Genomic DNA, 11,271 nt, shown 5'->3' on the forward strand with positions numbered 1-11,271 from the left:
TATAAGATAGCACGTTTCCAATGGGATGGAAAAGGACATATGTCTAGGGTGAGTTCATGGTATGAAACCATGATGATTAATTATCTTCTTGAAAGCCTATTATTATTATGAGTAGGAGTACTGCAATTGGAGCAGCGTAGAAAGTATTCAATGTTGTAAAGGTTATGCCAAACCCAATAGGGATTCCTGCTGCTGTTGCTATTCCTAGTCTTTTGTTGACCTTCATCGTTACATAATATCCAATAGGAACAGCAATAATACCTACCATTAACGTCCATGTAAGGCTAAACAAGTCCATACAATCCCCCCTTTACATTTAGTTGCTACGAAAATATCTTTTCGTAGTAGAGACGAACGTTCCCAATCAGTTTGTTAATTTAAGTTACTTTATTATTATAAATCTACAATATAAAAAATGGAAATTAAATGGGTGAAACACCATGCGGATTTATCCTACTAAGGAGAGATAAAGGGGAGGTGAGTGATAGGTGAGGCTAAATGTTCCTCTTAGAAATGTAGCAACCCCTTATCTTACATTCTCGTAAAATAAGGGGGCTATACAGAAAAATATGCAACAAGCGAAAGAAAAGTCTACTTATAAAGGTCCTTTTGCCGAAGAAGATATTTGCAGAAATCTTTGCATATACCTTGGTTTTTGTACCGGATTAAAAGTTGTTCTGCATCTATATCAATACTGTTATTAATTAATATAGACTTAAATTGATCTAGCGTTATGCTTTTTTTTATGTCAGCTTGATAATGGGAGAACTGGCTATGAAGTGTATCATTAACCTTATCTTCTCCGACCGTTGATTGTCTTACCATAGACGAAAAGGTAAGAAACGCCTCAATAAATGAGATGTCCTTCTCGGAAAGTTGATTGCATCTCAGCCATTCTGTGATTGTTGGTCCTTTCATGTGGCTACACTCCTAAAGAAAAAGTATGTCAGCACCTCTTATGGCCCAACTAACCGCAACGGATATGTTTTCAGCTGTACTGTTACTCATTTTAGTGTTTTCTTTCAAGTATATAGGGAGTTGCTTACGAACATCACCGGCTGCTTTTTTACCAGCGTTTTCGAATTTCGTCAGCCAATCTCCTATCTTTTTACTGTTGTGCTTAAAAGTTCTGGCAGTGCTGCTATCTATGATATGAAATCGTTTCGCTGCATATATTACCTCGTCTCCACCCGCTCTTAGTAATGTTGCCACCTTGACCACTGCCTTTGATTTTACACCTTGTGTAGTGATTTTTCCCTCGGGAGGTTGGTCTGTGAGCTGTTGAGGCTTGTCTATTATTTGGTCAGCATGCGTGGAAGATGCTGCAGCCCCTTTGACAGGGTATGGTCCTACAGCTATTAATACGACTAAGACTATGGTGGCAATCAATCGCAATCTTTTCAATGCGTGTCACTCCTTATCCAATTTTGTTATTAATATTAAATGTAGCACGAGGATGGCCGTTCATTCTTGTGATAATGGACTTATATTCCTAATGAAATAATAGATAGAAGCGTTATGATGGACTAGTAAAAAGGAAAGAAAGGAGAGGGCGCAATAGCGTTGCTTTCCTATTGCCCCATGTCGTGTGGGGCAACAGGAGAGTAAGCATTTTTAAAGCTATGTTTGTTTCCTGAGGGCTTTACTCTGAAATATAATCTATTCACACAAATTTCGGAGTTAAGCCTTTGTAAGAAATACATTAAAGTACAGCATCTTTAACCTTTTTAATATAGGACGCTCTAATAAACAAGAAGTAGAGTAGCTGAATGACAAAGAATGCGCCTAATACGAGTACTGACTCTGTTACTAGGGAGTAATGAAACATGTGCTGGAGAGCTGTTAGGGCAACAGCACCGTGAATAATTGCTACAATTATTGGAACAAAGAACAGGAGAGCTATTTGAATAGTTAAGACGCGGGATAGCTCTTGTTCAGATAATCCAATTTTAGAGATTGCCTTGAACTTGCGTTTGTCTTCCTCCAGATCATTGTATAGTCTAAAGTATAAAAAGCTCCCAGCTCCTACGAAGAAAATAACCCCGATAAATAACCCTACAAATAGAATAGCCCCATAACCTTGATTCAGCTTTTCAATTTGAAATTGACGGGCAAAGAATCGATAATCTCCCCCAAAGTTCGATTGAGGAAGCTTATGACTTAACACCTCACCTGCTTGCGTAGCAGCAGAAAGGTCTGTTGTATCATAGATGGAAACTATCTGCTTCCCTTTAGATTTATTTATACTATGGTAGAAGGAATCGGATACGACATAATAAGGAGAATAAATGGGGTATCCACTTGCTGTTATCGCTTTTACAGGGTTTATCTCCATCCCAGCTTCCTTTAGCTGGATTGTTCCATCGCTATTATTTATATCAGGAGTAATAGGTTTACCGATCATTTTATGGTGGACGCGTATCGCATGGTTAGCTGATATGGTGACAGGCTTATATCCAGCTGCTTCGGTCATCTTATTGTACTCTGACTGCTTCACTAGTTTAATGGAGTCGTCAGGAGTATTGGTTGTTTGAACGAGTGCAGTAATGCTGATTTTGTCATATGAAATATTGTCTTCTGAAAGAGTGGTCTCAATTAGCTTTTGTTGCTGTGTTCTTTTTTCAAAGTCATCCATTGCACTATATACAAAAGGGAAGGGGTTCTCTTCTTTTATGCTATTTTCTAACATAGATTTAAAGCCTACTAATGTACCAATGGCCGAAAAAGCAACGGTAGAAATGATAGACACGAGAAAAAAGGTGCGGGCATTATCTTTGACTCTATAGGCAAGGTCTGAAAACAACAACAGGTTTGTATTTTTCCAAATCAAGCTTCGGTATTTTTTCATTTGGTTAATTATAAACATACTAAGCTGCGTAAAAAAGAAATAGGTTCCCGCTATGACGAGAAGCGTTACTGGTACTAATGCAAAGCTAACCTGTACACCCCTCGCTGAAAGTGCTATTGTGTAACCTGCCGTTAAGAGTAGTGCAGATAATATAGCAAGTGTTTTAGATACTTTTGGCTCGGTTTTAGGCATTTTGTTTCCCTTAATGAGGGTGATTAACTCATTTCCTCTTAATACAGAAACCGTAAAAAAGGATATAAACATGAATAGAAGTAAAAAACTTCCGAAGGTTAGCAATAATGCTTCTGTTGGGATATAAAAGTTCAGAAGCCCATCTAGTCCTAGCAGCTGTTCTGCAAGAAGCAGCATTAGTTTCGTGAAAATAAGGCCGATACCAATGCCTGTAAAGATAGATGTTAACCCGATAATAAGGTTTTCAAGAAAGATCATTCTTCTCATCTGCCCGTTGGTCATTCCGTGTAAGACAAGTAGACCAAGTTCCTTCTTTCTTGATTTTAAAAAGGAACTCATACTAAATAAAACAAAGAAGAAAGAATAGGCGAAAATGATACCTTCTGCCACATGAAGCCCTCTAGAAACAGCGGAACCGATAGCAACGTCATCAAGACCAGGGTGAAAGGCAAAGACTGCATATGCAAAAAACATCAGTACAGAGAATACACTGCTAAGAAAATAAGCGGCGTATATACGCTTATTACGAAATACGTTATGGAATGCGAACTGACGAAAGGTCATGTGCATTCCCTCCTAACATGGACAGGACATCAATAATATTCTGGAAGAAATCCTGCCGATTACTAGTCTGATGGATTTCGTTATAGAGAGCACCGTCTTTAATGAAGATTACCCGATTACAGTAACTGGCTGCAAGTGGATCATGTGTTACAAGCATCATGGTCGTTTTTTCAGATTGATTAATATATTCCATTGTCTCCATAACTGCTTTAGAGGATTTGGAATCAAGATTCCCTGTCGGTTCATCAGCCAGCAGCAGTTTCGGATTATGAATGATAGCTCTTGCGATAGAGGCCCTTTGCGATTGACCACCGGAGATTTCATACGTTCGCTTCCTTAGAATGGACTCTATCCCGAGCTTTTGAGCTACATCATTTACTTTCTCTTCCATTTCCTTTAAAGGTTTACCCTCGAGTGTAAGGGGAAGTACAATATTCTCTTCTACTGTTAACGTATCTAGCAAGTTAAAGTCTTGAAACACAAAGCCGAGCTCTTGTCTTCTGAATTTGGCCAGTTCTTTCTGTTTTAGCGTATATGGATTCTTTCCTTCGATTAATACTTCTCCTGAGGATGGGCGATCAATAGTGGAGATGAGATTTAAAAGCGTTGTTTTTCCGCTGCCGGACGGGCCCATAATGCCGACAAATTCTCCTTGGTCTATCTTCATTTCAATGTTCTCTAATGCTTTATATGGAATTCTTCCTCCATATATCTTTCCTAATTGATTGATCGTTAGCATTTCCATAACATAACTCCTTTTTTGATGTTAATGGTAGTGTACATCGGTTAGGAGGTTTCTACTATCGAACTATCTTTCAAGTTCCTTACAATGTTGTAAGCTACTGTTCCCAGTGGTAGATGACAAATGAGAATGTTGTACCCTTTCCTGGCTGAGATTCGATATAGCACTTGTGATCTAGGCTTTCTATTACTTCCTTTACAAGATACAGCCCCATCCCTGTAGATTCCGTGTAATGTCTCCCATTCTCCCCTGTATAAAAAGGCTCGAAAACACGATTTATATCCTGAAGCGGAATCCCAACCCCACGGTCTATCACTTGTAGTTCAATATATGTATCTTTATGTAAGGTACGTATCGTTACTCTCTGGTGAGGGTTGTTTGAATACTTAATAGCATTGATAACGACTTGAGAAAGAGTGAAGGTAAACCATTTTTTATCGGTAAATATATCTACATCGTTTTTGATATGCATATCAGGATATATGTCATTCTGAAGAAAGAAGCGCTTATTGTCCTGTATGACTTCTCTCACCATTGAGCAGAGAGAAACCCGTTCTACTTGAAAGTCATGACGAAAGGATTGAAGTCTTGCAAGATAGAGAGCGGTTGTGAGTCCTTGTTTCAATTTATCCAGTTCTTCCTGCATACTTTCTTTTTTCAGCTCTCCATCGTCCTGCAGTAACAATTCAATAACGGATAAGGGCGTTTTCGTTTGATGGACCCACTGATTAATAAAAGTTAAATGGCGTTCCTGCTTGGATCTGAATGCAGCCATTTCCTGCTGATACAAATTGTATTGTTCTAAAAACCGATGATCAAATGCTTGGGGTACGGGGTGTTGGCCATGGGATTGGGTAGACTCATCCAGAGATGTAACAGGAGTGGATAACCGGCGATAATACTCCTTGTGAGTACTATATGTGTAAACTAAATAGGCAGATAACACAATTAGTCCAATAAATATCGCGTAAGTTCCGAGCATCCAATCGTGAAAACCTGCTAATGAATAGATGAGAAGTGTGAGTAACAATTGAATGGGAACCATGATCAACAACGGTAATTGCTCGCGTAGAAACAGTTTCATATCGCATCCCCTTTGTTCCAGGTGGCCTTCAGTTTGTAGCCTTCCCCACGTACAGTTTCTATAGCATGGCTTATATTTAATTCCTCGAGCTTCTTCCTTGTCCTTGTTATATTCACACTGAGTGTATTTTCATCGACAAACAGTTCGTCATCCCATAATGCTTCTAGCAAAGTCGTTCTGCTGACAACCTTAGGGTAGTGAGTCATTAAGAGCTGTAATAAATCAGCTTCCTTTTTGGAGAGGGAGACCTCTTGGTTATTCATTTGAAGAAGCAGACGTTCTGGCAATAACTTAAGTTGTTCGACTACTATGGTTCTTTCATTTGAATTAAGCTGGGAGTATTCCCCATAAACTCGACGCAGTTGACTTTTAATTTTTGCCATAGCGACCTCATAGGCAAACGGTTTGGTTATATAGTCATCTCCCCCATATTCTAATGCCATCACCTGATCCATATCCCCATCACGAGCTGATAGAAAGATAATAGGACAATTAGAAATGGAACGTATTTTTCTGCACCAATAGAAGCCATCAAATTGTGGTAAATTTACATCCATTAATACGAGGTGGGGCTGTTGTTCAACAAACTCCTCCATTAAATTATTCCAATCTCTCACTACTCCTACCTGATACCCATATTTCGATATATGTGCCTTTAGCAGTTCTGCAATCTTAATATCATCCTCAACTATCCAAATGGTGTACAATCCTAAAACTCCTTCGAATGTAGTCATTGATATTGTAGTTTTTTGTAAAATGGAAGGCAAGCATCATTTTCCTAAAACAATCTCATCGGGTAGTATAAGTGAGTGTAATATGAAAACAAGGAAGGGATAGAGGCTGGTTATATAGAATGAGTAAGAGTAATGAGAGGAAATGCTCTGCCATCATGGGGATACCATGCAGGAGTGCGTGATTAAGTGTTGTAGGAAGAAGGAGAAGAACTTTATGAACAGACGAGTAATATTTTGTATAGCCATTATTCTTTTTACGTTGACTACATTCTTTAGCCTATACCGAATGCCTGAAAGACCGATAACGCTCTGGATTGTAGTGGTATTTCTTGTAAATCTTACTGGTATTACGATATATGGACTGATACAATCTATCTCTCATTGGAAAAAAATACATAGAGCAGAAAGATGGAAGCTTATTAAACGATTCACCTCAACGTTTGTTTGTATGTCTATTGCTATTGTTATAGGAAAGCTGTCAGGTTCTGCAGCTATCACCTGGTCCGATTTAGCTGTGCCATTAGGACTATCAGCTGGAATAACCTTTTGGGGAAGGGGATTTCTTAACAAGGAAGAGGAGGAAATGGCGTGATAGTACCGGAACGAGTGTCGCTCATTACATTAGCTGCTAGAAATGTAGCAGCGTTAAGAACCTTTTATCAACAATTGGGTTGGAGGGAAACAGATTTTAGTTCAGATTATTATGCCGTGTACACGACTGCTGGCGTCATGCTGACGTTGTATCCAATCGAGGATTGGGAAAAAGACGTTGGCTTAACGGTTAGAAAGAATACGGGAGAATATAAACCTATCAGTATATCCATTAATGTACAGGAAGCAAGTGAGGTAGATGGCATATTCCATCATTTACAAGCTATTGGGGGAGATATTCTTCAGTTGCCTGCTTCTGGGGATAATGGGGGACGTTCCTTTTATTTTGCTGATCCGGAATTACATGTATGGGAGGTGACCTATAATCCTACTGCAACCTTTGATGACAGAGGTGCTATGCTCACACTATGAAGGAGGGGTTAGGATGGAGAATGCTATCATTACAGGAGCAAGTGAAGGAGTAGGGAGAGAGATTGCACTCCGGCTCGCTGAGGAGGGGTATCGTGTATTTCTGCTAGATAAAAAGGTAGAAGCCGGTTCTGAAACGGAAGAAAAAATAAACCTATTTGGTGAAGCCCGATTTTATCAGGTGGATGTAACGGATTACGAAATATATTCTACTATATTAGAAAATATTGCTGAATACTATGGTGGCATCTCGATATTAATTAATAATGCGGAGTCCGTACCGTCAGAATTGTATCCAGAATCAGAGTTTGCTAAATGGAGTAAGGTAATTGATCTCCATATAAAGAGCGTAATGGCAGGAATCCAAACCTGTATTCGATCGATGATAGATAGTGGATCTATTATTAATATTTCCTCTCTAGCAGGTGTCGGAACGAATGCTCATGATGCACCTGAATATGCAGCGAGTAATGCTGCAGTGATACGATTAACGAGTGCTATGTCTGAATATTTAGCAGCAAGGGATATAACAATCAACACAATTTGTACTAATGGTTATACTGGTGAATTACCAAAGAGGGGTGGGCAAGAACATAGCTTGTCCTCTTCCTTATCTCCAGAGGAAATGGCAGATGTAATCATGGGATACATAAATGGAGAGGAAACGGGCAAGGTTCTCGTTTGGGGAGAGGACGAAGTGGCCTACGAACTGTCATAGAAAAGAAGGAGGTAGCGCAAAATGGTATTGTCTAAATCTAGAGCAGCTTTGTTTTGTGTAATAGTTTCTCTTATTATTGGCAGTAATCTAGCCGTTTATCATGTTGAGTATTTTCAGCCGCTCCCTACTGGTGTAGTGATTGGAACTATTATCGATTTCGTTATCATTATCCCGGTTGTTACCTTCCTTCTCCTTATCAGAAAACAGTATTCCTTAAGGTACTTGCCTATTGTAGTGCTAGCTGGATATGGGGTTGGGATGTTAATCGTTCCCGAAGGCTCATTGGCTGCCTATCCATATGTACATTATATTATCATTTCAGGAGAGATAGCATTTATAGCAGTAGAATTATCTTTTCTCTATACCATCCTAAAGAAGCTTCCTGTCTTAGCAAGCTATTGGAAGGAATCGGATGCGTCTATAAGCTTTCCAGAGAGGGTGAAACTAGCATGTCATCACCATCTCTCTTCCTCTAAAATAATAGACATCATGTTAGACGAAATAACCATATTGTATTATGCTCTTGCATCCTGGAGGAGGAAGCCGCAACAATCTACTGACGAAGTCTCGGTACACACCTATCATCAAAAAGCAAATCCCACTGCTGTTTATATCCTGTTAATCCATCTACTGGTGGTGGAAGCAATTGGAATCCATATCCTTCTTCATCAAATCATTCCAGCTGCCTCCATAGTAGTCATTATCATCCATATGTATTCCCTGCTTTTTATATTGGCAGAATTACAGGTAACCAGATTAGTCCCCTTTACGGTTACGAATGAGCAGATACATCTGCAGGTAGGTATGGTTAAATCTGTAACAATACCGATTACATCTATTAAATCGGTCCAGTTTTATCAATCCTCCAAAACACTCTCCAGCCAGGAGCGAAAACATATATTTGATGCACGTCCAGTTGATTTTTTTAAAGAAGCACCTTCTATTGAAATAGAGCTTAAAAGTGCGATTACCGTTTCTTACATATACGGATTCCGCAAACAGGTTACGAAAGTTCAGCTTCTTGTTGATCATCCAGAACGGTTATATCACGATATAGAAAGTAGAAGATCTCCACGCAAATAACATCGCCAGAAAGAGCCGGTTATGGTTTAATAAGTACATAGAGGATAATATACATCTTGGAGGTACCCCCGCATTGAAGAGGAATAAAAGCATACGCAAAGGTAAGTCATCAGATACATTTACTGTACACGAAACAACGACATTACTCCCGCTATTACATACCTTGTATCCAAAGCGTAGCCGTAATGCAGTAAAATCTATCTTAACGCAAGGAAGAGTAATGGTTGAGGGAGAGGTGGTAACTCAATATAACTATCACCTCGCCAAAGGGACAACCATTACTGTTTCTCATCAAGCAAGAGTTAGTCAACCAAAGCTGACGGGACTAACGATAATTCATGAAGATAAAGATATTATTGTGATTGAAAAGGATACGGGTTTATTGTCGATTGCTACACACAAAGAAAAGCAGATGACAGCCTACCATCAGCTGTCACAATATGTGAAGCAACAGCATCCTAAAGAAAGAATTTTCATTGTACATCGGTTAGATAAAGACACCTCAGGTGTAATGATTTTTGCGAGGTCGGAGCATGTGAAACGAAAGCTTCAAGACGATTGGAAGAAAAATGTACAAGAAAGAACCTACGTAGCTTTAGTGGAAGGTAAAGTGGCTAAGCAGTCAGGGACGATTACTTCCTGGCTGAATGAAACAGCAACACACCTCATGTATTCCAGCCCTAAGCCAAATGGAGGGAAAAAGGCTATAACCCATTATAAAATATTACAAGCCAATGCCCATTACTCTCTCCTAGAGGTCCAGTTAGATACAGGTCGTAAAAACCAAATACGGGTACACATGCAAGAGGTTGGACACCCTATTGTTGGCGACAAGAAGTATGGGGCAAAAGGTAATCCGATTGGCAGATTGGGATTGCATGCAAAGACCATTACGTTTACTCACCCTGGTAACGGGAAGCTAGTGAGCTTTCGGTCTAACATGCCTACTGCATTTGATGATAGAAGTAAGACATAACTATAGAAGGAGCGATAACGTATGAACCTTGGTGCCTTTTCCATTAGCTTAACCGTAAAGGATATAGCAGCGTCCAAATCGTTTTATGAAAAGCTCGGATTTACAGTATTCGGGGGCGACATGACCCAAAATTGGCTCATCATGAAAAATGGTGAAAGTACGATTGGTCTGTTTCAAGGGATGTTCGAACAGAATATCCTTACTTTTAATCCAGGCTGGGATAAGGATGCTCAAGAGCTTGATACATTCACGGACGTACGCGAACTGCAGAGACATCTAAAGTCGCTAGGTGTTACGATGGTTTCAGAAGCGGACGAAAATACAGAAGGACCTGAAAGCTTTACCGTAGTTGATCCAGATGGGAATGCTATACTAATTGATCAGCATCGATAGGAACAAGTTACAAGCATATCGCTATTCCAGCGATATGCTTGTTTGTTAGCCACTTCTCACATAAAACGAAGTATTCTTTAAGTGGGGTTAAGTAATGGCAATAGCATATGTATAAGTAGTTACGACTTACTGTTATTGTATATGTAACAGCACCTCAAAATTATTTATTAATAAACCATTCTCCAAATAAGATAAAACAAATAAAGACAAGGCCAGCAAGCCATAGAAGCCAGTCTGGAATATAAGAAAGATGCATGTTCAGGCTCCTTTCCACACCGATTAATTTCCATATTTATGAATCCATTGTATCATTCCCGTCGTAGACTTTGATAGTTACCTTTCTCTTGGGAGGGGATTTTTGTGAAAAAAGACATTATTATGTTAGCTACTATATTGGTAGAATGCATGGTGCTGTTGGGTGTTTCAAATGGAGTGGGCTGGGGCTTCATTGACACTTTCTTTTTTGGAAGCCTTATTATTTTTGGGTTTGTATGGATGGTTTCTTATTTTAGTAATCAAACGAACAAATTTGTTAATTCTACAGTTAAGGCAGAAACAGGATTGGAAACAGACCGATTTTCTGTGTCACACGTTACATAAAAAGAGAAAGATGGCGTAAAGGAAAAATCATGGGAGATTGGGCTGTTGATACACATCATTTCCTGCCTTTTAATGTGAAAATTAGCATATTTGACAGACCCTTCTGCACCAGCCTCCAGGAATTAGATGACCTTTATGAGCAGCTTCTGGATGGTGGATCAGCATGGATGCTTGTTGGAGAGTATGGGTTCAGTAAGAGGTTCGGCTGGGTTAGTGATCGGTACGGAGTTTCATGGCAATTAAACGTTACTTATTAGTTCCCGCATCTTTCTAAACATGTTAGTATAAGCGCTCTTTTCGTATGATGGAGTGCTTTT

At 39.4% G+C, this 11,271-nt stretch carries 15 protein-coding genes; 7 read left to right on the forward strand and 8 right to left on the reverse strand.

From position 1 onward, the window contains the following. Nucleotides 1–76: 76 nt before the first annotated feature. The 7 genes from ACFFGV_RS04060 to ACFFGV_RS04090 all read right to left on the reverse strand — a co-directional run bounded on the left by ACFFGV_RS04060 (nucleotide 77) and on the right by ACFFGV_RS04090 (nucleotide 6,137). Complete coding sequence (locus ACFFGV_RS04060) at nucleotides 77–298, reverse strand: hypothetical protein (protein WP_377345298.1); 222 nt, start codon at nucleotides 296–298, stop codon at nucleotides 77–79. 293 nt (nucleotides 299–591) lie between these two features. After that, the gene (locus ACFFGV_RS04065; protein WP_377345299.1) at nucleotides 592–918 is read right to left on the reverse strand and encodes a hypothetical protein; all 327 of its coding nucleotides are present in this window, start codon (nucleotides 916–918) and stop codon (nucleotides 592–594) included. 12 nt (nucleotides 919–930) lie between these two features. Continuing rightward, nucleotides 931–1,404 (reverse strand): YqxI family protein, encoded by a 474-nt coding sequence (locus ACFFGV_RS04070; protein WP_377345300.1) that lies wholly within the window; start codon nucleotides 1,402–1,404, stop codon nucleotides 931–933. Between the two features lie 298 nt (nucleotides 1,405–1,702). Further along, complete coding sequence (locus tag ACFFGV_RS04075; RefSeq protein WP_377345301.1) at nucleotides 1,703–3,604, reverse strand: FtsX-like permease family protein; 1,902 nt, start codon at nucleotides 3,602–3,604, stop codon at nucleotides 1,703–1,705. After that, nucleotides 3,576–4,343, reverse strand: coding sequence for an ABC transporter ATP-binding protein (locus ACFFGV_RS04080; RefSeq protein ID WP_377345857.1), 768 nt, complete (start codon nucleotides 4,341–4,343; stop codon nucleotides 3,576–3,578). The genes ACFFGV_RS04075 and ACFFGV_RS04080 overlap by 29 nt, the downstream gene beginning before the upstream one ends. Nucleotides 4,344–4,443: 100 nt before the next feature. Continuing rightward, nucleotides 4,444–5,430 carry a sensor histidine kinase gene (locus tag ACFFGV_RS04085; RefSeq protein ID WP_377345302.1) on the reverse strand — a complete coding sequence of 329 codons (987 nt, stop codon included), beginning with the start codon at nucleotides 5,428–5,430 and terminating at the stop codon, nucleotides 4,444–4,446. Then, nucleotides 5,427–6,137 (reverse strand): response regulator transcription factor, encoded by a 711-nt coding sequence (locus ACFFGV_RS04090; RefSeq protein ID WP_377345303.1) that lies wholly within the window; start codon nucleotides 6,135–6,137, stop codon nucleotides 5,427–5,429. The genes ACFFGV_RS04085 and ACFFGV_RS04090 overlap by 4 nt, the downstream gene beginning before the upstream one ends. A gap of 241 nt (nucleotides 6,138–6,378) precedes the next feature. Here ACFFGV_RS04090 and ACFFGV_RS04095 point away from each other — a divergent pair, with 241 nt between their 5' ends. From ACFFGV_RS04095 to ACFFGV_RS04120, 6 genes are all read left to right on the forward strand, one after another. After that, nucleotides 6,379–6,756 (forward strand): hypothetical protein, encoded by a 378-nt coding sequence (locus ACFFGV_RS04095; protein ID WP_377345304.1) that lies wholly within the window; start codon nucleotides 6,379–6,381, stop codon nucleotides 6,754–6,756. Further along, on the forward strand, nucleotides 6,753–7,187 hold the full coding sequence (locus ACFFGV_RS04100) for a VOC family protein (protein ID WP_377345305.1): 435 nt from the start codon (nucleotides 6,753–6,755) through the stop codon (nucleotides 7,185–7,187). The genes ACFFGV_RS04095 and ACFFGV_RS04100 overlap by 4 nt, the downstream gene beginning before the upstream one ends. A gap of 13 nt (nucleotides 7,188–7,200) precedes the next feature. Then, entirely contained in the window at nucleotides 7,201–7,902 is a 702-nt protein-coding gene (locus ACFFGV_RS04105; RefSeq protein WP_377345306.1) for an SDR family oxidoreductase, read from the forward strand. A gap of 21 nt (nucleotides 7,903–7,923) precedes the next feature. Next, the gene (locus tag ACFFGV_RS04110; protein ID WP_377345307.1) at nucleotides 7,924–8,985 is read left to right on the forward strand and encodes a hypothetical protein; all 1,062 of its coding nucleotides are present in this window, start codon (nucleotides 7,924–7,926) and stop codon (nucleotides 8,983–8,985) included. 73 nt (nucleotides 8,986–9,058) lie between these two features. Continuing rightward, entirely contained in the window at nucleotides 9,059–9,961 is a 903-nt protein-coding gene (locus ACFFGV_RS04115) for an RluA family pseudouridine synthase (RefSeq protein ID WP_377345308.1), read from the forward strand. Between the two features lie 21 nt (nucleotides 9,962–9,982). Next, complete coding sequence (locus ACFFGV_RS04120) at nucleotides 9,983–10,354, forward strand: VOC family protein (protein ID WP_377345309.1); 372 nt, start codon at nucleotides 9,983–9,985, stop codon at nucleotides 10,352–10,354. Nucleotides 10,355–10,869: 515 nt separating this feature from the next. Here the strand turns inward: ACFFGV_RS04120 and ACFFGV_RS04125 are convergent. Continuing rightward, the gene (locus tag ACFFGV_RS04125; protein WP_377345310.1) at nucleotides 10,870–11,013 is read right to left on the reverse strand and encodes a VOC family protein; all 144 of its coding nucleotides are present in this window, start codon (nucleotides 11,011–11,013) and stop codon (nucleotides 10,870–10,872) included. Between ACFFGV_RS04125 and ACFFGV_RS04130 the strand changes: the two genes are divergently transcribed. After that, nucleotides 10,984–11,211, forward strand: a complete 228-nt coding sequence (locus ACFFGV_RS04130) for a VOC family protein (RefSeq protein ID WP_377345311.1) — start codon at nucleotides 10,984–10,986, stop codon at nucleotides 11,209–11,211. The two genes, ACFFGV_RS04125 and ACFFGV_RS04130, sit on opposite strands and share 30 nt — an antisense overlap. The last annotated feature ends 60 nt before the right edge of the window (nucleotides 11,212–11,271 follow it).

This window comes from Pontibacillus salicampi (assembly GCF_042434395.1).
GTDB classification, from domain to species: domain Bacteria; phylum Bacillota; class Bacilli; order Bacillales; family BH030062; genus Pontibacillus; species Pontibacillus salicampi.

What these genes read in the sequence shown, in the direction of transcription:
- ACFFGV_RS04060 (WP_377345298.1), bottom strand. Translation starts at nt 298, where the DNA reads ATGGACTTGTTTAGCCTTACATGGACGTTAATGGTAGGTATTATTGCT.
- ACFFGV_RS04065 (WP_377345299.1), bottom strand. Translation starts at nt 918, where the DNA reads ATGAAAGGACCAACAATCACAGAATGGCTGAGATGCAATCAACTTTCC.
- ACFFGV_RS04075 (WP_377345301.1), bottom strand. Translation starts at nt 3,604, where the DNA reads ATGACCTTTCGTCAGTTCGCATTCCATAACGTATTTCGTAATAAGCGT.
- ACFFGV_RS04080 (WP_377345857.1), bottom strand. Translation starts at nt 4,343, where the DNA reads ATGCTAACGATCAATCAATTAGGAAAGATATATGGAGGAAGAATTCCA.
- ACFFGV_RS04085 (WP_377345302.1), bottom strand. Translation starts at nt 5,430, where the DNA reads ATGAAACTGTTTCTACGCGAGCAATTACCGTTGTTGATCATGGTTCCC.
- ACFFGV_RS04095 (WP_377345304.1), top strand. Translation starts at nt 6,379, where the DNA reads ATGAACAGACGAGTAATATTTTGTATAGCCATTATTCTTTTTACGTTG.
- ACFFGV_RS04105 (WP_377345306.1), top strand. Translation starts at nt 7,201, where the DNA reads ATGGAGAATGCTATCATTACAGGAGCAAGTGAAGGAGTAGGGAGAGAG.
- ACFFGV_RS04110 (WP_377345307.1), top strand. Translation starts at nt 7,924, where the DNA reads ATGGTATTGTCTAAATCTAGAGCAGCTTTGTTTTGTGTAATAGTTTCT.
- ACFFGV_RS04120 (WP_377345309.1), top strand. Translation starts at nt 9,983, where the DNA reads ATGAACCTTGGTGCCTTTTCCATTAGCTTAACCGTAAAGGATATAGCA.
- ACFFGV_RS04130 (WP_377345311.1), top strand. Translation starts at nt 10,984, where the DNA reads ATGGGAGATTGGGCTGTTGATACACATCATTTCCTGCCTTTTAATGTG.
- ACFFGV_RS04125 (WP_377345310.1), bottom strand. Translation starts at nt 11,013, where the DNA reads ATGATGTGTATCAACAGCCCAATCTCCCATGATTTTTCCTTTACGCCA.